Origin of the sequence: Phyllobacterium sp. 22229, assembly GCF_052056495.1 — a bacterium.
Lineage (GTDB): Bacteria > Pseudomonadota > Alphaproteobacteria > Rhizobiales > Rhizobiaceae > Phyllobacterium > Phyllobacterium myrsinacearum.
The window spans coordinates 127,835-146,495 of the sequence record NZ_JBQEPA010000003.1 but is presented as its reverse complement, the minus strand read 5'-3'; the positions used below and the strand labels follow the sequence as shown (position 1 = coordinate 146,495).

Sequence of the window (18,661 nt, the reverse complement as noted above, 5' to 3'; positions counted from 1 at the left end):
ATTTACTCTGCTAATCGATTTGAATGGTGCAATGCAGCATTTTTTGGTGGTGCTTCGCGAACCTATCGAATAGACCTTCTTCAGCGCTTTGCGGCGCGTGGACGGCGGCATGGGAGGCTGCAATGGTGAAGTGGGTTTACACATTCGGTGACGGCAAGGCGGAAGGCTCTGCCGGTGATCGCAACCTTCTGGGCGGCAAGGGGGCCAATCTGGCCGAGATGTGCGCACTCGGGCTGCCGGTCCCGCCCGGATTTACCATCACCTCCGAGGTCTGCAGCTGGTTCTACGAGAACGGCCATCAGTATCCCGGCACGCTCGAAGCCGATGTGAAGAAGGCGCTTGGCCATATCGCTGCGGTGACGGGCCGCGATTTCGGCGATCCGTCCAAGCCGCTGCTGGTGTCCGTGCGTTCCGGTTCCCGCGCTTCCATGCCTGGTATGATGGATACCGTGCTCAATCTCGGCCTCAATGATCAGACCGTGGAAGCTATCGCCCGCGAATCCGGCGATCCGCGCTTTGCCTATGACAGCTATCGCCGTTTCATCCAGATGTATTCCGACGTGGTCATGGGGCTTGACCATTCGGTCTTCGAGGAAATCCTCGAGGACACCAAGGCCAATCTCGGCGTGGAGATCGATACGGCGCTGTCGGCCGATGACTGGAAAGGCATCATCGACCTCTACAAGGCGAAAATCGAGGAGGAGCTGGAAGAGCCATTCCCGCAGGACCCGGAAAAGCAGCTCTGGGGCGCGATCGGCGCTGTTTTCTCCAGCTGGATGAACACGCGCGCCATCACCTATCGCCGCTTGCACAACATCCCGGAAAGCTGGGGCACGGCCGTCAATATTCAGGCCATGGTGTTCGGCAATATGGGTGAGCGTTCGGCAACGGGCGTCGCCTTCACGCGCAATCCGTCGACCGGCGAAAAGAAGCTCTATGGCGAGTTTCTCGTCAATGCGCAGGGTGAGGACGTGGTTGCGGGCATCAGGACGCCGCAGAACATTACGGAAGACGCGCGCATTGCCGCCGGTTCCGACAAGCCATCGCTGGAAAAGCTGATGCCGGCCGCCTTTGCCGAATTTTGCGCCGTGTCCGACCGCCTGGAAAAGCATTACACCGACATGCAGGATCTCGAATTCACCATCGAGAACGGCAAGCTGTGGATGCTGCAGACGCGGTCCGGCAAGCGGACCGCCAAGGCCGCTTTGAAAATCGCCGTTGAAATGGCAAATGAAGGCCTGATCACGCGGGAAGAAGCGGTTTTGCGCATTGATCCGGCTTCGCTCGATCAGCTTCTGCATCCGACGATCGATCCTTCGGCCAAGCGCAATGTCATCGGCAGCGGGCTTCCGGCATCGCCGGGCGCGGCGACCGGCGAGATCGTGTTCTCGTCGGAAGATGCAGAACAATTGAAGTCGGAAAGCCGCAAGGCCATCCTCGTGCGCATCGAAACCAGTCCGGAAGACATTCACGGCATGCACGCCGCCGAAGCCATCCTGACGACCCGTGGCGGCATGACCAGCCACGCGGCCGTGGTGGCGCGCGGCATGGGCAAGCCCTGCGTCTCCGGTGCGGGTTCCCTGCGCGTCGATTACCGCAATGAAACCCTGCTGGCCGCAGGCGTGCTGTTGAAGAAGGGCGATATCATCACCATCGATGGCGGTATCGGCCAGGTGCTCAAAGGTGCCGTTCCGATGCTGCAGCCGGAATTCTCCGGCGATTTCGCCAAGATCATGGAATGGGCCGACACGACGCGCCGCATGAAGGTGCGTGCCAATGCCGAAACGCCGAATGATGCGCGCATGGCGCGCTCCTTCGGGGCCGAGGGCATCGGTCTTTGCCGTACCGAGCATATGTTCTTTGATGGCGAGCGTATCATTGCCATGCGTGAAATGATCCTGGCTGACAGCGAGAAGGGCCGCCGCGCCGCGCTCGACAAGCTGTTGCCGATGCAGCGCGCCGATTTCAAGGAGCTGTTCGAAATCATGAACGGTCTTCCCGTGACGATCCGGTTGCTTGACCCGCCGCTGCACGAATTCCTGCCGAAGACGGAAGAGGAAATCGCGGAAGTTGCTGCTGTCATGAATGTCAGCCCGGAGAAGCTGCGCGAGCGCACCGACAGCCTGCATGAATTCAACCCGATGCTCGGTCATCGCGGCTGCCGCCTGGCCATTTCCTATCCGGAAATCGCCGAAATGCAGGTGCGGGCGATTTTCGAAGCTGCCGTGCAGGCGGCGGAAGTCACCGGCGCGCCGGTCGAACCGGAAATCATGGTGCCGCTCGTCGGCCTGCGTGCAGAACTTGATTTCGTCAAGGCCCGCATCGATGCGGTTGCCGCTGATGTGATGAAGGAAGCCGATATCAGGATCAATTACCTCGTTGGCACGATGATCGAATTGCCGCGCGCAGCGGTACGGGCGCATTCGATTGCCGAGGTGGCGGAGTTCTTTTCCTTCGGCACCAACGATCTGACGCAGACAACCTTCGGTATTTCGCGCGACGATGCATCCGCCTTCCTGATGACCTATCAGATGAAGGGCATCATCCAGCAGGACCCGTTCGTCTCCATCGATGTGGACGGCGTTGGCGAGCTGGTGCGCATTGCCGTGGAAAAGGGCAAGGCAACCCGCCCGGACATCAAGCTGGGCATCTGCGGTGAACATGGCGGCGATCCGGCTTCCATTCACTTCTGCGAAGAGACCGGCCTTGACTATGTCTCCTGCTCGCCGTTCCGCGTACCGATCGCGCGTCTGGCAGCGGCGCAGGCCTCGGCCAAGCAAAAATAGCGCATCGGCCCTGTTTGCAGGGCCGGTGCCGCATTTTGGACGTGATCTGCGCGCGTATCTGCGCGAAATTCTCAACATTGGTCAAACATCGTGCGCTCAGCCTCTGCCATCATCGCTGCTCTTCTCCTCGTCACGCCTGCGGGGATCGCAACGGCGGGGGATCATCCCGCGCCGTTCGTCGAGCCGAAGCTTTACGTCGCCAAGGGCGGCGCCGCTGCGCCGCAGGTGGCTCTGACGCTGGATGCCTGTTCAGGCCAGACGGACCTGCGCATCCTCAACACGCTGGTTGAAAACCGCATCCCGGCAACGATCTTCGTCACCGCCCGCTGGATGCGGCACAATGCCGAGGCGCTTGCGGTCATGAAGGCGCATCCCGACCTGTTTGAACTGGAAAATCACGGCTTCAACCATATCCCCGCCATCGACAACCAGCCCACCATGTTCGGATTGAAGACGGCAGGCTCGGAAGCCGCCATCCGCAGCGAGATCCAGGGCGGTGTCGACGCCATGCTGAAGGCCTCCGTCGCCAAGCCGGTCTGGTATCGCGATGCGACTGCCCGCTACAGCGAAAACGGCATCCGCATCATCCATGAGATGGGCTACCGGGTAGCCGGTTATTCGCTCAATGCCGATATGGGGGCCTCGCTGATGGCCGGGCTGGTGGAAAAGCGTATTGCCGCCGCCAAAGACGGTGATGTGATCATTGCCCATATCAACCAGCCGGGCCGGGTGGCCGGTGCGGGCGTTGCCAAAGGTGTTTTGGCCCTGCAGCAAAAGGGTTTTCGCTTCGTGCGCCTGCAGGACGTGCCCGTTTCCGCCCAGCCGGTGCGCTCCGGGGTCTGAGCAAAAGCGGCAGCGAAAGACCGCTGCCGGTTTTGATTTTTCATAATCGCATCTATCCCGCCGTTACCGCAGCCGGAAAGCCGTGGCTTCGCGCCCGGACGGCGGCGATGAAGGCTAGGGCGAGCAGTACCAGCAGCACCCATGAGAACGAGGTGACGCCGGTTGTTTCCAGGAGAAAACCGCCGATGATGCCGCCACCGGCAATGCCGATGTTCCAGACGGTCACAATCATTGATTGTGCAACGTCCGCCGCATCGCCTGCGGTTTTGGCCGATGCGGTCTGGAACAGGGTCGGCACGCCGCCATAGGTCACACCCCATATGGCGAAGCTGAGATAGACCATCGCGCTGTTGGCGGACCAGATGGCAAGGAGCACCGCCGCCACGGCAAAGGCCGCGATGCAGATCAGCGTCAGTTCACGCAGCCAGCGGTCGATCATCAGGCCGATCATCCATGTGCCGAGAATGGCGGACAGGCCAAAGACGAACAGCACCTTGTCGATGCTTCCGGCGAGCCCAGCGGGAACCAGAAACGGTGCGATGTAGGTATAGAGCACGTTATGGGCCACCACATAGGTCAGCGTGACAAACAGCACGGCCTTGACGCCTGGAATGGCGAACACGCCGGAGATCGGCAATTGCCTGCCCGCTTCCTGGCCGGGAAAGTCCGGCAATTTCCAGATGGTCCAGCCGACCAGCAGCACGGTGAGGCCGCTCATGATCCCAAACGTGTATTGCCATCCGACAAACGCGCCCAGAAATGTCCCGGCGGGCACGCCGAGAGACAGCGCGACGGGCGCGCCAAGCATGGCGACGGCCATGGCCTTGCCTTTCATGTGGTCGGGCACCATGCGCCCGGCATAACCGGCAACCAGCGCCCAGAGCAGCCCGGCAAAGACGCCCGCAAAGAACCGGGCGCCGAGCGTCAGCGTGTAGCTGGTGGAAACCGCCGTGACCGTGTTGACGATGGCGAAACCGCCGATGGCGCTCAAAAGCAGCGGCTTGCGCCGCCATCCGCGTGTGGCCGCGGTCAGTGGGATAGCGGCGATGAGAGAGCCGAGGGCGTAGATGGTGACGAGCTGGCCCACCAGCGATTCGGGCACTGCCAGACTGGCGCCCATCTGGGGCAGCAGGCCCGCGGGCAGGGCTTCGGTGAGGACGGTGATGAAACCGGCGGCTGCAAGAGCAAGCAGGCCGCTGAGCGGCAGCCGGAAGGACGAGGCGGGAGGAGCCTCGTCCAGCGATGTTGTGATCGATGTCATGTCTTTGCCTGGGTCAATGAGTAAGGGGTTGGGGAGTAAGGGGTTGGGGAGTAAGGGGTTGGGCAGGCGGAGAGGCGTTGCTCTTGCAGTGCGAAGCTTCACACCTGCGATGGGAAACCGAACCTAGTCATCTTCGCAAAACGGAAAAACAGGCTATAGTTCCTTTCACAAGCGACATTTTTGTCGGCAATAAGGAGGTGATGTCGATGGATAATCTGGGTTCATGGAATGCCTTCGTGCAGGCCGCCGAATACCGCAGTTTCGTCGCCGCCGGCCGCCATCTCGGCGTTTCCCCCTCTGCCATCGGCAAATCCATTGCGCGGCTGGAGGAGCGGCTTGGTGCCCGGCTTTTTCACCGCAGTACCCGCAGCATCACGCTGACGCCCGAAGGCTCGCTGTTCCTGGAGCGGTGCCGCCGTATTTTTTGCGAGATCGAGGCGGCTGAACTGGAATTGTCGCAGGCCAATGAGGCGCCGCGTGGCAGGTTGCGTGTCAGCATGCCGATTGCGGACCGGCTGATGATGCCGGTGCTGTCCGCCTTCATGCGCGCCTATCCCGACATCGAGCTGGACATTGACTGCTCGGACCGGCTGGTCGACGTGATCGAGGACGGTTTCGACGCAGTCCTGCGAACCGGCGAGCCGAATGATTCGCGGCTGATGACCCGGGTGCTCGGTTCGTTCCGCAAGCGCCTCGTCGGATCACCGGACTATTTCGCGCGCATGGGAACACCGGAAGTGCCGGAGGACCTGTTGCGGCATCATTGCCTGTTTTACCGCTATCCGACCACCGGGAAATTGCAACTCTGGCCGCTGTCCCGCGATGGCAGGGATGTCGAACTCGACCTGCCTGCGACCCTTGTCTGCAACACGTCGGCACCGCAGATTCACATGGCGCAGGAGGGGCTTGGCATCGCCTGCCTGCCGGATTTCACCATAATGGACGAGTTGCGGGCTGGAACGCTGGTCAGCGTTCTCGATGACTTTATCCCGTTTTCCGGAACGTTCCGCGTGCTCTGGCCGTCGAGCCGCTATCTCTCACCCAAGCTGCGGGTGTTCGTCGATTTCGTCGCCGAACACCTCGATCTTGCGCCGGTCAGGGGCTGAAGATCAGCACGAGATAGACGAAGAAGATCATCAGATGCACCGCACCTTCAAGCACGGTCGTGCGCAGGCCGGAAAAGGTCAGGGTGCTGAGGATCAGCGTCACCGCCAGCAGGGTCATTTCGGTGGGCGACAGGCCGAGAATCGCGGTCTGGCCGGTCAATAGGCTGATGGCAAGCACGGCCGGCACCGTCAGGCCGACGGTCGAGGTTGCCGCGCCGAGGCACAGGTTGACCGCGCGCTGCAGTTCATTGCCCGAAACGGCGCGAAGCGCGGTGATGGCTTCCGGCGTGAAGACAATGGCGGCGATCAGCAAGCCGCCGAGGGCCGTTGGCGCGCCGAAGCTGGCAATGCCATGGTCAAGCAGCGAGGCCAGGCTCTTTGACAAGAGCACGATCGGCAGAATGTTCAGGATCAGCAGCAGCGTGTGGCCGCCAATGGATCCGGCAGGTTTCGCGTGGGGCGCTTCGGCCTCGGGGGATGCCTGCAGAACGTCTTCATCTCCCTTGGGATAGACAAAGAAGTCGCGGTGCCGCCCGGTCTGTAGCACGAGGAAAATCACATAGAGGGCAATAGTGAAAATTGAGAAGAACACCGATTGAACCACGGTGAGGGAGCCATTGCTGGTGGAAACCGTGAAGTTCGGCAGGATCAGCGGGATGACCGTCAGCGGAATGATGACGATGAGATAGGATGCCGCGCCCTGCAGATTGTAGCCCTGCTGGCCGTAGCGCAACCCGCCAATGAGCAGGCCAAGGCCGACCACGCCGTTCAAAACGATCATCAGCACCGCGAACATCGTGTCGCGGCCGAGCGTCGGCGCGTCCGAACTCAGCATCACGGCGCTGATGAGCACCACTTCGATGATGACGATGGAGAGGGTGAGAATGAGCGTTCCGAGCGGTTCGCCCAGCAGTTCCGCCAGTTCCTCCGCTTCATGCACGACGCCGAAGGCCGACCAGATGATGACGCCGAACAACCAGACAAACAGAAGCGAAGCTTTCATCACCGAACTCAGATCGGCCATCCAGCCATATCCGAAAACGAGAAAGGCACCCACTGTTGCCCAAGCGACTATCAATCTGATCCATCCGGATATCATCGGCCCTCCTTCATCGGGTTGAGGTAGCAAGTCATCGTGCGGAATCTATACAGGAAATTGCCGGCGATTTTACGATTTTCTGACGCTTTATCAGAGATTTCGCTTTGCCAGCGAACGCTTGCCAGTATCGCTGCCGCTGCAATCACGCGCTTATGACGCAAGGCTTGCTTGTGTCCGCGGTCCGGTCTGCCTAACTTGCACCTGACGGGACCCGCGGGTTTCCCGATGGATTGCAAACACTCCAAGGAGAATGAAATGCAGCTTGGCATGATTGGGTTAGGGCGCATGGGCGCCAACATGGCGCAGCGCCTCATGAAGCGTGGTCACGCCCTTGTGGTTCACGACACCCGTGCCGAAAGCATGGCGGACCTGCAGAAGCAGGGCGCGACCGGGACGGTCGTGCTGGAGGAATTCGTCTCGCTTCTGGCCAAGCCGCGCGCTGTGTGGCTGATGCTGCCCGCTGCCGTCGTCGACAGCGTCCTCGCCAGGCTCGTGCCCCTGCTGGATGCGGGTGATATCATCATCGATGGCGGCAATTCCTATTATCACGACGATATCCGCCGTGGCGGCGAATTGAAGACAAAAGGCCTGCACTATGTCGATGTCGGCACCAGCGGCGGCGTCTTCGGGCTTGAGCGCGGCTATTGCCTGATGATCGGCGGCGAAAAGGACGTGGTGGAGCATCTCTCGCCCGTGTTCGCCTCGCTGGCGCCGGGCGGCAATGACCCGGCAGCGCCAGCCGTGGCTGCGCCGGGCAGGAGCACGGCTCCGCTCGGTTATCTCCACTGCGGCGCCAATGGTGCCGGCCACTTCGTCAAGATGGTCCATAATGGCATCGAATATGGTTTGATGGCAGCCTATGCGGAGGGCCTGAACATCCTGCGCAATGCGGATATCGGCCTGCGCTCGCATGAGGTGGACGCGGAAACCACGCCGCTCCTGCATCCGGAGCATTACCAATACAGTTTCGACCTGCCGCAGATCGCCGAGGTCTGGCGCCGTGGCAGCGTGATCAGCTCCTGGCTGCTGGATTTGACCGCCGACGCGCTGAACGACGACCCGACCCTGTCGAATTTCCAGGGGCGCGTCTCCGACTCGGGCGAGGGGCGCTGGACAGCCATCGCCGCCATTGACGAGGCCGTGCCCACGCCGGTTCTCAGCGCGGCGCTGCAGGAGCGTTTCAGCTCGCGCGGCAATGCCGACTTCGCCAACAAGGTGCTGTCGGCCATGCGCAGCGAGTTTGGCGGCCATGTGGAGAAACCCGCTTCCAAAACCTGAGGCCCCGTGCGCAGCTGGTCCGGCCTCGCTATCAGGCCGGACCAGAGTTATCAGTAAATTACGCAGAAATTTTCGAACTATTGTTTTTGTATTTTGCTATTTGTTTCAACATTTTCATTGGCGGAAGCCTGGCATCCCGCATGTAGTGAAACTGTGATATAACACCCGTAATATCGGCGAGTTCCGGCTTTGCGTTCGATCATTCAATGGTGAACGCAGGATATGTTTCGTGTATTGCGAAATGATTTTTGTGTTCTTATAAAGCAATCCTGCGGCGCGACTGGCCCAGGATTTCAGACCGGCAGCGCAGCAGCGTCACATAATTTTGGAGATACTCATGACATCGAAACTCTGCAGTGGAGTCTTCGCGGCACTCATGTTCATGGCCGTTTTCATCGCATCGTCCGCCCATGCGGCAGACAAGCCGGGCTGCAAGGATCTCCCCGGTATCAAGCGCTTTGAAGGGTCGTCGATCATGTTGTGCGACGCGCGCAACTTCGCGGAATATACCCTGCCGACCGGAAAATGGGTCAAGAACGAGGATGACTCCGCCAAATCGGATTTTGCCAGCAAGGAAGCACTGGAAGGCCGTCTGACGCAGAATGTCTATTCCGTCCCTGCCGGACCGTCCTCGGCCGAAGTGTTCCGCAACTACATGAACGATCTGCAATCGGCGGGCTACAAGGTCCTGTTCCAGGCCAAACAGGCCGACACCTATCAACTGGAGAACGTCTTTGGCGAAAAAGGCCCCGGCGGCCAGCTTTTCGGCTACAGCCCGGACGAGGCGCGTTATGTGGCGGCCGTCAAGGAAGAAGGCGGCGTCAAAACCTACATCGCGCTCTATGTCATCGAATTCGAAGACGGTTATGTGCCGGAATTCGACGCGGTCAAGGGGCAGGTCTATGTCCGCCTCGACTCGCTTCAGGTTGGCAAGCTGACCGATGAGATGGTGGTGGTTTCCGCTTCGGAAATCAGCAAGAGCCTCGATACGGCGGGCAAGGTTCTGCTCTACGGCATTCATTTCGATTTCAACAAGGCGTCCATCAAGCCGGAATCGCGCCCGAGCCTCGATGAGATCGCCAAGTTTCTGAAAGAGCAGCCGAACGAGAAACTCGATGTGGTCGGCCATACCGACAATATTGGCGGCGCTGATTTCAACATGCAGTTGTCAAAGGCGCGGGCCGATGCGGTTGTTGCCGATCTGGTCAGCACTTACAGTGTTGCGGCCAACCGCCTCCAGGCGAAGGGAGAGGGCTTGCAGTCGCCTGTCGCATCGAATGATGACGAAGCCGGACGGGCCAAGAACCGCCGTGTGGAGCTTCATCGCCAGTAGCGTTGGCGTGCTGTTGGACAGAATGGGAAAGGCGGTTCATCGAGCCGCCTTTTTTGCTGTGCAGCGACTGCCCGTCAGTTTGGCCGCACGCTGGCTTCACGGTTGCAGTCCCCGCCGCAGGCGTCGGGCGAAACAAACTGCATGGTGAAGACCTGGCCGCCAATGCCCTGCGCCAGTTCCGGTGACAATGTCAGTGGTGTGCAATGCTTGACCGCCGAAATGGCCGCGTCGACAAATGATTTGCGCGCCGCAGCGTCCTTGCCCGGAAAATCGATCGCCGTGGCCCGGGGCGGGCCAATCAGCGAGCCGTCGCGCTTGAAGCTGAAGCTGAGCGTCACCGTGGATTTTTGTGAACCCTCCGGTGCTGTCCAGCAGGCATGAAGCGCTTTGCCGACATCATCCATGGTGGTCAGCGGGCCGGCCAGCGCATAGGGGGTGGTGGAGAGCGTTATGGCGAGTGCCAGAGACAGGCGATTGAAAAGCTGTGTCATGATCCCAGTTGCTCCTTTTGAATGTCCAAAGACGGTGCACTTGAGTCCATCAGCAGAATACCACCAAAAGCTCTTTTCAGAGAGTAAAAATACTATCTAAGGTTGAACATTACTGGTTCAATTACAGGAATTTACCTCGTTTTCGGAGTTTGACACGAACATGTGATGGCGGGTGGCCGGTTTAGGCCGTTTCCGCCATCGCATTTCTTTGAAAAACCTCATGCAGCCTTGATCGGGCGCGGTCCGGTATAGCGCGATTGCGGGCGGATCAGCCGGCCATGCTGGGTCTGCTCCCTTGCATGGGCGATCCAGCCGCCCACCCGCCCCATGGCGAAGACGCTGGTAAAGCTGTCCCTGGGAAAACCAAGCGTTTCCAGCAGGAGTGCCGTGTAGAATTCCACATTGGTCTTGAGCGGGCGGTCGGGCTTGCGGCGTGCGAGGATGCGCAAAGCCGCCGCTTCGACGCCCTCCGCCAGCTTGAAGCGGCCCGCGCCATGATTGCCCGTTCCGGCCAGCCGCCGCAGCGCCTGCATCAATGCATCGGCGCGCGGATCACGCACCCGGTAGATGCGGTGGCCAAAGCCCATCAGCCGCTCGCCGTCATCCAGTGCCTTTTCCAGCCAGGTTTCGGCGTTGTCGGGTGTGCCTATGGCGTCGAGCATATCGAGAACCGGTCCCGGTGCACCGCCGTGCAGCGGTCCCTTGAGCGCGCCGAATGCCGCCAGCACGGAGGATACCAGTCCCGCATGGGTGGATGCCACCACGCGTGCCGCAAATGTCGAGGCATTCATGCCGTGGTCGCTGACCGTGACGAGATAGGTATCGAGTGCGGCGGCTTCCTGCGGCGTGACGGTTCGTCCGTGCAGCATGTGCAATATATCCGCGGCATGGCTGAGCGAGGGGTCCGGCGCGACAGGCGTCTGCCCGTTCTTCAGCCGGATGAGTGCTGGCGTGAACACGGCGGGAGCCGCGATCAGGCGCAGGGCGGTGGCAAGGTCGTCGCCATCGGTGAATTGGGCGGTCAGCGCGCGCACCGCATCGGTGACCGGCAGCGTGAGCAAGGGCGCGGCAGCGTCGGGGATCATGCGGAAGATCTCCTGCCGGGCAAGGCCGATGCGTCTGCGCAGGCCATCCGCATCGGGCTTTTCGTCAAAGGCATCCGACAGCAGCAGCGCCAGCAGTTCTTCGTAGGAGACAACGCCGGCCAATTCATCCAGCGACCGGCCGCGAATGATCAATATGCCCCCAAGCCCGTCAACATCCGACAGCGTGGTTTCCGTGGCGACAACATCATCAAGACCGTTTTTCATGGCAAACTCCAGTTTTTGTTTCCGCCACAGGATGAGGTGCGCTATGATTGACGTCAATCTTGACGTAAATGATCAATGTGAGGTTTCATGGCGTGGTTGACGGCATCGCAGGCGCTGGCGGCCCTTGGCGTTCAGCCGCAGACCCTTTACGCCAATGTCAGCCGGGGGCGCATTCAGGCCAAGCCCGATCCGCAGGACCCCCGCCGCAGCCTTTACAAGAGTGAGGATGTGAAACGCCTCGCCGGGCGCAAGGCCGGGCGGCGCACGGTGGCTAATGTCGCTGCCGAGGCCATCGGCTGGGGTGATCCGGTGCTGCCGTCGAGCATCTCGACCATTGCCGACGGGCGTCTGTGGTATCGCGGCAGGGATGCGTCCGCGCTGGCCGTCACATCGACGCTGGAACAGGTTGCAGCGCTGTTGTGGGAGACGGACGGCATCGCCTTCCCCCTGCCAGCCCATGCCGTGCACCTGCCGGATCGCCCGCTGGAAGCGGCGATGGTTGCCCTTGCCCGGCGCGCCGCAACGGATCTGCCTGCCTATGGGCGGTCGCGTGGCGTTCTGATTACCGAGGCATCCGGGATTCTCGCTGACGTCGTCGCGGCGATGCTTGGTGCTGACGACGCCGGTCTGCCTGTCCACATCCGTCTGGCGCGGCTGTGGCAGGCCCCGGCGGCGGAAGACTGCATCCGCCGGGCGCTGGTTCTATTGGCCGATCATGAGCTCAACGCCTCGACCTTTGCCGCCCGCGTGGCCGCCTCGACCGGGGCGCCGCTGTCGGCTGGCATGCTTGCCGGTCTTGCCACGCTGACCGGACCGCTGCACGGCGAAGCCTATCTCAGCGTCCAGGCCCTGGCCCGTTCCGCACAGGCCGCCGGCACGGAGCATGCGGTGCGCGAATCCCTGGCCCAGGGCAGGGCCATCCCGGCCTTTGCGCATCCGCTCTATCCCATGGGCGATGAGCGTGCCAGGGCCCTGCTGGAGCAGTTCAAACCGGGACCGGTCTACCAGGAGATCCGCGCGGTAACGGAGCTGTTGACCGGCGAGCAGCCCAATGTTGATTTTGCCCTCGCAGCCATGACAGATGCCTTTGCGCTCCCTCCGCCTGCACCGGTCATTCTCTTCGCCATCGCCCGTTCCGTTGGCTGGATTGCCCATATACTGGAACAGCAGTCGATGAACCAGCTCATCCGCCCGCGTGCCCGTTACACCGGCCCGCCTTTGTCCATGACCTGACACCCGCCATCTGGTGCCTGGAAAAAAATCGGGCGATGTGTCGATACTGGCGAACCCCGCTCGTCGTGTCACCGGAGCGAGGGTTTTTCAAGCGCTGGACCATCCGGCCGCCCCATCCGAAGGAGAAACGACAATGCGATTCATGATTCTGGTGAAGGCCACGAAAGATTCGGAAGCTGGCGTCATGCCCCCCGAAGAATTGTTCAGCGCCATGGCCGACTATCACGAGCAGCTGGCGAAAGCGGGCGTGCTGCTCGACGCCAATGGGCTTCAACCGACTTCAAAGGGCTGGAAGATTCAGTATTCCGGCGGCAAGCGGACGGTGATCGACGGGCCGTTTACCGAAGCCAAGGAACTGGTGGCAGGTTACACCATCATCCAGGTGAAGACGCGCGAAGAGGCGATTGAATGGGCCAATCGTTTTCCCAATCCGCATCTGGACAAGGGCGAGATCGAAATCCGGCAGATGTTTGAGCTTGAAGATTTCGGCGAATTTGAAGCCATCGACCGCTTTCGCGAGATGAGCGCTGGCCAGAAGACCTGAGCCCGGCAGCGCGATCTTGCGCGGCGGCGCCGAAGGTGATGTGATCGGTCCTTATGACCACCGCTGCCGAAACCCATCGCGCCATCGAAACCGTATGGAAAATCGAGCAGGCCCGGATCATTGCCGGGCTTGCCCGCATTGTCAGGGATGTCGGGCTTGCCGAGGAACTGGCGCAGGAAGCGCTGATCGCCGCACTGCGCCACTGGCCGTCGGAGGGCATCCCGCGCAATCCCGCCGCATGGCTGATGGTTACCGGCAAACGCCGGGCCATCGACCATTTCCGCCGCAACAAAATGCTCAGGCGCAAGCATGACGAATTGGGCTATGATGCGGAAATCGAACAGGCCGCCATGCCGGATTTCGACACGGCGCTCGATGATGACATCGGCGACGACATGCTCAGCCTCATCTTCACCGCCTGCCATCCCGTGCTATCGGCCGAGGCGCGCACGGCGCTGACCCTGCGCATGATCGGCGGGTTGACGACGGAGGAGATTGCCCGTGCCTTTCTCACGCCGGAGGCAACCGTCGCCCAGCGCATCGTCCGGGCCAAGCGCACGTTATCCGAGGCGAACATTCCCTTCGAGGTGCCGCGCGGCAAAGACCGGGGCGAGCGCCTCGCTTCGGTGCTTGCGGTGCTTTACCTCATCTTCAACGAGGGGTATTCGGCGACGGCGGGGGATGACTGGATCAGACCGCAGCTGGCACAGGAAGCCATGCGGCTCGGGCGCATCCTTGCCGGGCTGATGCCGGATGAACCGGAGGTGCACGGGCTGATTGCGCTCATGGAAATTCAGGCCTCGCGTTTTGCCGCGCGGGTCGGACCGTCGGGTGAACCGGTCCTGCTGCTCGACCAGAACCGGGCGCGCTGGGACCAGCTGCTGATCCGGCGCGGGCTTTCGGCCTTGGAACGGGCCGAAAACCCGAATGGCACCTATGGTGCCTATGGCCTGCAAGCGGCGATCGCTGCCTGTCATGCGCGGGCACGTACGGCCGGGGAGACCGACTGGGTGCGGATTGCCGCGCTCTATGAACTGCTGGCCCGGCTGACGCCGTCACCCGTCGTCGAGCTGAACCGGGCTGTGGCTCTTTCCATGGCCTTCGGGCCACAGGCCGGGCTCGACCTCATCGACCAGCTGGCCGGTGAACCGTCACTGCAGGAGTATCACCTCCTGCCAGGCATTCGCGGCGATCTCTTGCTCAAGCTCGACCGGCCCGATGAAGCGCGGGTTGAGTTCGAGCGGGCCGCAGCTCTCACACGCAATGCCCGCGAGCGTACAATCCTGCTGGAGCGCGCCGCTTCCTGTGCCTAGTGTTGCAGTGAGAGCTTCATGCCCTCATGGCTGGCGACAAATCCCAGCGCTTCATAGAAGCGCGCGGCGTCGAGCCGGGTCTTGTCGGTGGTGAGCTGCACCAGGCCGCACTGGCGTTCGCGGCAGGCGTCGATGGCCCATTCAAACATGCGCCGGCCGAGACCGCCGCGCCGGTGCGTTGCCGCGATCCGCACGCTTTCGATCTGCCCGCGCCACATGCCGGTGCGCGACAATCCGGGGATGAAGGTGATCTGGGCACAGCCGACAACCTGTGCTCCGTCTGCCGCCACAACCAGAAGCTGGTTCGGGTCGCTGTCGATGGCGGCAAAGGCGGCGTGATAACGCGCATCGACGGGATCGCAGACAACCTCGCGCTGGCTGCCGAGCGGATCATCCGCCAGAAGCGCGACAATGGCGGGGAGATCGGCTGTTGTGGCCTTGCGGATGAGGGGGGCGGTCAATACGGCTCTCCGGCGATTCTCGGTATGGACAGGATTAGCCAAAACCGGCTGCAAAACCAATGTGTGATTGGGCCCGTTGAACACAAGCTGGCCGGACCCGGGGCGGCGGAGGAGTCCGCGGCGCGCAATCTCCCCCTGACTGCCGCCCCGGCGTCACCAAAACTTCACACAACAGTCAAACGGCAGAGATGCGCGGCACCTATTCCTGCGGGCTCGATCCACGTACTCGAATCTCAGGTGAACCCCATGCGACCTCTATTTGCCGCTCTGCTTTCCGCTTCCTTTCTGATTCCTGCCTCGGCCCTGGCCGCGGATCAGGAATTCAAGGCGAAACTCGTCTCCCATGCCATCCTGCCCGCCAACACGATCATCAAGGCACCGGACGATGCGCCGGAACACCTGAAGACGTCGGGCAAGTTCACCACCGCCGACCGCAAGCGGGCGGAAGGTCTGGCGACCGTTCCCGGCAAGGACGGCGTGCGGCTGACCGGCCTCAGCCTGCCGTTCGACGGCCAGCCAGTACAGGGATTTTCCGGTATCAAGGCGGTCGGTGACGGCACCTACTGGTCGCTGTCCGATAACGGTTTCGGCACCAAGCTGAATTCGCCCGATGCCATGCTGATGCTGCATCATCTCGCTTTCAATTGGGACAAAGGCACGGTCGAGCGCAAGGAAACCGTGTTCCTGCGTGATCCGGACAAGAAAATCCCGTTCCCGATCGTCATGGAAGGCAGCGATACCCGCTATCTCACCGGCAGTGATCTCGATGTCGAATCGATCCAGCCCGTCGCCGACGGCTTCTGGATCGGCGAAGAGTTCGGCCCCTATCTCGTCAAGGTGACCCGCGACGGCAAGATCACCGACGTCATCGCCACCAAGGTCGGCGATCGCGCTGTCCGTTCGCCCGACAATCCGGCCATCACCCTGCCGGCCAATCCGACGCTGAAGAACCCGGCATTCAACCTCAAGCGCTCCGGCGGCTTTGAGGGGCTGGCACAGTCGAAGGACGGCAAGAAACTCTACGGCCTGCTCGAAGGCCCGCTGTTCGGCGATGACGGCGTGGTGGAAAAGGTCGGCGGCCAGCCGGCGCTGCGCGTCATCGAATTCGACGTTGCATCGAAGAACTGGACCGGCCGCAGCTGGCTTTATCCGCTGGCACCGGGCGGCGAGGCGATCGGTGATTTCAACATGATCGACGACACGACGGCGCTGGTGATCGAACGCGACAATGGTGCGGGTACCGCGGCAAAGGCCTGCGCCGACCCGAAGACGCCAAAGCCCGATTGCTTCGATGTACCGTCCAAGGTCAAGCGCATCTACAAGATCGAAATGACCGACCAGAATGTTGGCGCCGCCGTGCGCAAGATCGGCTACATCGATCTTCTCAACATCGCCGATCCTGACAACAGGAAGCGCCAGGGCGGCGGTGACGGTTTCTACGACATGCCGTTCGTCACCATCGAGAATGTCGACGTCGTCGATGCCAGCCACATCATCGTCGGCAACGACAACAACCTGCCGTTCTCGGCCGGACGTGCCGTCGACAAGGCCGATGACAATGAATTCGTCCTGCTGGAAGTCGGCGATTTCCTCAAGGCACGCTGACATGGTTCCGGGGCGGCGCGAGCCGCCCCGGTTTTTTAAGATCCAGGTTTATTGTGCGCGCAGATTGTTCTTCGCGACATGCTCTTCCGTATCGGCCAATGCCAGTTCGAAGCGGTTGAAGAGCTCGTTCAGCTCCGCTTCCGTGATGATCATCGGCGGGCAGAAGGCGATGGAATCGCCGATGGCCCGCAGCACCGCGCCGTGGCCTTCGAGGAAGCGGGCGAGCTGTGCGCCGACGCCGTGCGCCGGATCGAAGGAGCGTTTGGTTGCCTTGTCAGCCACCAGTTCCACCGCACCCATCAGGCCGGAATTACGCACTTCGCCGACCAGCGGATGGTCGATGACCTTTTTCAGGCGCGCTTCGAAGGTTGGCGTCAGGCTGCGCACATAGTCGACAATATTGCGGCGCTGGTAGATTTCGATGGCCTTGACCCCCAGCGCACAGCTCAAGGGATGGCCGCCATAGGTGAAACCGTGGCCGAAGGTGCCGATCTGGGCGCTATGATCCACATAGGCCTGGTAGACGTCTTCGGGCACCAGCACGGCGCCGAGCGGCGCATAGGCCGATGTCAGCTGCTTGGCCGCCGAAATGGTAGTCGGCGTCATGCCGACAGTCTGGCTGCCCCACCAATGGCCGGTACGGCCGAAACCGTTGATGACCTCGTCGGCGATGATGAGGATGTCGTGCTCGCGCAGGATCGGTTCGATGGCGGCGAAATAGCCCGATGGCGGCACCAGTACGCCGCCCGCTCCCATCACCGGCTCGGCAATGAAGGCGGCGATGGTGTCGGGACCTTCGCGCTCGATCATGTCGCGCAGCGAATCGGCAAGGCGCGCCACGAATTCCGCCTCGCTTTCGCCTGCCTGGCCGAAACGGTAGTAATGCGGGCAGTCGGTGTGCAGGATGCCTTCCACCGGAAGGTCCCAGCCCTTGTGATTATAGGGCAGGCCGGTCAGCGACGCGGCCATGATGGTCACGCCATGATAGGCCTTGACGCGCGAGATGATCTTTTTCTTTTTCGGCCGGCCCAGCGCGTTGTTGTAATACCAAGCGAGCTTGACCTGCGTGTCATTGGCTTCGGAGCCCGATGAGGTATAGAAAACCTTGGAAATCGGAACGGGCGCAATTTCCTTGAGCTTTTCGGCAAGCTCGATCGCCGGTTCCATGCCCTTGCCGCCGAAGAGGTGGTAATAGGGCAGCGTGCGCAGCTGCTCGGTCGCCGCGTCGATCATTTCCTCGTCGCCAAAGCCGAGACCGGCGCACCACAGGCCCGCCATGCCCTCGATATATTCCTTGCCCTGCGTGTCATAGATATAGACCCCCTTGGCATGGCCCATCACCAGCGGTCCTTGATCCTGCAATTTATGGAGAGGGGTATAGGGATGCAGGATCGAATCGATATCGCGCTGCTGGACATTTGTAAGGGGGCGGCTGCTCGCCATTTGCTGACTCCATCTGTGAGGGATGGAGCGAGCTTAGCCAGACTTGCCGGAAAGAGCAAAGCGGCTTGCGAAAGAAAACACCGCCTGCGCCGTTATTCCGGGCGAAGGCCCTTCATCACGGCCGCGTAATCCTTGCCGAGCCGGGTGAGCAGCGTGGTTTCATCGTCTTCGGCCGAAACGGCAAGGCTGGTGCCGTCATTGCCCAGCATGACGAAAACAAGCTGGTCGGCGGCGCCGTCCGATACGGAAATGGCGGCAATGCGCTGCTGGTCTCCGTCCTCCGGCGCGCGAATGTTGAAAACAACCTCCCCGCCGACGAGGGCCGCAGCCTTCTGCAAAACGCCTTCGAAACCGTCGGCAACAATATCCTGTGCGCCAAGCGCCAGTTCGATCTCGACAACTTCAAGCGAAACCGCTTTGCCAGTCTCAGGCATTCTGTCCGGCCTCGTCATTTTGCGTTGTAAAAGCGGCTTGCTTGCCCGCCTTCTGTCCTGCCCTGAATCACTTGAGCGATGATGTCAGCTATGTGACAGTCGATCTACTCATAAAGTGTAA

16 protein-coding genes are annotated in these 18,661 nt (G+C 61.3%); 9 read left to right on the top strand and 7 right to left on the bottom strand.

The window, feature by feature from the left end; all coding sequences use genetic code 11:
* Positions 1 to 122 precede the first annotated feature (122 nt).
* Entirely contained in the window at positions 123 to 2,786 is a 2,664-nt protein-coding gene (ppdK, locus tag ACTJJ7_RS04675; RefSeq protein WP_440965665.1) for a pyruvate, phosphate dikinase, read from the top strand.
* A gap of 87 nt (positions 2,787 to 2,873) precedes the next feature.
* Entirely contained in the window at positions 2,874 to 3,629 is a 756-nt protein-coding gene (locus tag ACTJJ7_RS04670; protein WP_425350513.1) for a polysaccharide deacetylase family protein, read from the top strand.
* Between the two features lie 52 nt (positions 3,630 to 3,681).
* Here the strand turns inward: ACTJJ7_RS04670 and ACTJJ7_RS04665 are convergent, their stop codons facing one another.
* Complete coding sequence (locus tag ACTJJ7_RS04665) at positions 3,682 to 4,890, bottom strand: MFS transporter (RefSeq protein WP_440965663.1); 1,209 nt, start codon at positions 4,888 to 4,890, stop codon at positions 3,682 to 3,684.
* Positions 4,891 to 5,096: 206 nt separating this feature from the next.
* Between ACTJJ7_RS04665 and ACTJJ7_RS04660 the strand changes: the two genes are divergently transcribed.
* The gene (locus ACTJJ7_RS04660) at positions 5,097 to 5,996 is read left to right on the top strand and encodes a LysR family transcriptional regulator (RefSeq protein ID WP_105737351.1); all 900 of its coding nucleotides are present in this window, start codon (positions 5,097 to 5,099) and stop codon (positions 5,994 to 5,996) included.
* Here the strand turns inward: ACTJJ7_RS04660 and ACTJJ7_RS04655 are convergent.
* Positions 5,986 to 7,020, bottom strand: a complete 1,035-nt coding sequence (locus tag ACTJJ7_RS04655; RefSeq protein ID WP_440965661.1) for a calcium:proton antiporter — start codon at positions 7,018 to 7,020, stop codon at positions 5,986 to 5,988. The genes ACTJJ7_RS04660 and ACTJJ7_RS04655 overlap by 11 nt on opposite strands.
* A gap of 330 nt (positions 7,021 to 7,350) precedes the next feature.
* Between ACTJJ7_RS04655 and gnd the strand changes: the two genes are divergently transcribed.
* Together gnd and ACTJJ7_RS04645 are read left to right on the top strand one after the other, a co-directional pair.
* Positions 7,351 to 8,373: a phosphogluconate dehydrogenase (NAD(+)-dependent, decarboxylating) gene (gene gnd / locus ACTJJ7_RS04650; RefSeq protein ID WP_440965660.1), complete on the top strand. Its 1,023-nt coding sequence runs from the start codon at positions 7,351 to 7,353 to the stop codon at positions 8,371 to 8,373.
* A gap of 337 nt (positions 8,374 to 8,710) precedes the next feature.
* Positions 8,711 to 9,706, top strand: coding sequence for an OmpA family protein (locus ACTJJ7_RS04645; protein WP_105737060.1), 996 nt, complete (start codon positions 8,711 to 8,713; stop codon positions 9,704 to 9,706).
* A 74-nt stretch (positions 9,707 to 9,780) separates the two neighbouring features.
* Here ACTJJ7_RS04645 and ACTJJ7_RS04640 read toward each other — a convergent pair whose 3' ends face one another.
* Positions 9,781 to 10,110 carry a hypothetical protein gene (locus ACTJJ7_RS04640; RefSeq protein ID WP_245421224.1) on the bottom strand — a complete coding sequence of 110 codons (330 nt, stop codon included), beginning with the start codon at positions 10,108 to 10,110 and terminating at the stop codon, positions 9,781 to 9,783.
* Positions 10,111 to 10,415: 305 nt separating this feature from the next.
* Positions 10,416 to 11,507, bottom strand: a complete 1,092-nt coding sequence (locus ACTJJ7_RS04635; RefSeq protein WP_440965658.1) for a citrate synthase/methylcitrate synthase — start codon at positions 11,505 to 11,507, stop codon at positions 10,416 to 10,418.
* 87 nt (positions 11,508 to 11,594) lie between these two features.
* On the opposite strand from ACTJJ7_RS04635, the gene ACTJJ7_RS04630 reads away from it, so the two are divergent.
* From ACTJJ7_RS04630 to ACTJJ7_RS04620, 3 genes are all read left to right on the top strand, one after another.
* Positions 11,595 to 12,740 (top strand): citrate synthase, encoded by a 1,146-nt coding sequence (locus ACTJJ7_RS04630; RefSeq protein WP_440965656.1) that lies wholly within the window; start codon positions 11,595 to 11,597, stop codon positions 12,738 to 12,740.
* 133 nt (positions 12,741 to 12,873) lie between these two features.
* Positions 12,874 to 13,284: a YciI family protein gene (locus ACTJJ7_RS04625; protein ID WP_440965654.1), complete on the top strand. Its 411-nt coding sequence runs from the start codon at positions 12,874 to 12,876 to the stop codon at positions 13,282 to 13,284.
* A 53-nt stretch (positions 13,285 to 13,337) separates the two neighbouring features.
* Entirely contained in the window at positions 13,338 to 14,597 is a 1,260-nt protein-coding gene (locus ACTJJ7_RS04620) for an RNA polymerase sigma factor (protein WP_440965652.1), read from the top strand.
* On the opposite strand, the gene ACTJJ7_RS04615 is transcribed toward ACTJJ7_RS04620, so the two are convergent.
* Complete coding sequence (locus ACTJJ7_RS04615; RefSeq protein WP_440965651.1) at positions 14,594 to 15,058, bottom strand: N-acetyltransferase family protein; 465 nt, start codon at positions 15,056 to 15,058, stop codon at positions 14,594 to 14,596. The two genes, ACTJJ7_RS04620 and ACTJJ7_RS04615, sit on opposite strands and share 4 nt — an antisense overlap.
* Before the next feature lie 246 nt (positions 15,059 to 15,304).
* Here ACTJJ7_RS04615 and ACTJJ7_RS04610 point away from each other — a divergent pair, with 246 nt between their 5' ends.
* The gene (locus ACTJJ7_RS04610; protein ID WP_440965649.1) at positions 15,305 to 16,663 is read left to right on the top strand and encodes an esterase-like activity of phytase family protein; all 1,359 of its coding nucleotides are present in this window, start codon (positions 15,305 to 15,307) and stop codon (positions 16,661 to 16,663) included.
* Between the two features lie 48 nt (positions 16,664 to 16,711).
* On the opposite strand, the gene ACTJJ7_RS04605 is transcribed toward ACTJJ7_RS04610, so the two are convergent.
* Both ACTJJ7_RS04605 and ACTJJ7_RS04600 read right to left on the bottom strand, forming a co-directional pair.
* Positions 16,712 to 18,106 (bottom strand): aminotransferase, encoded by a 1,395-nt coding sequence (locus tag ACTJJ7_RS04605; RefSeq protein WP_105737075.1) that lies wholly within the window; start codon positions 18,104 to 18,106, stop codon positions 16,712 to 16,714.
* 92 nt (positions 18,107 to 18,198) lie between these two features.
* Positions 18,199 to 18,540: a hypothetical protein gene (locus ACTJJ7_RS04600; RefSeq protein ID WP_105737077.1), complete on the bottom strand. Its 342-nt coding sequence runs from the start codon at positions 18,538 to 18,540 to the stop codon at positions 18,199 to 18,201.
* Between the last annotated feature and the right edge of the window lie 121 nt (positions 18,541 to 18,661).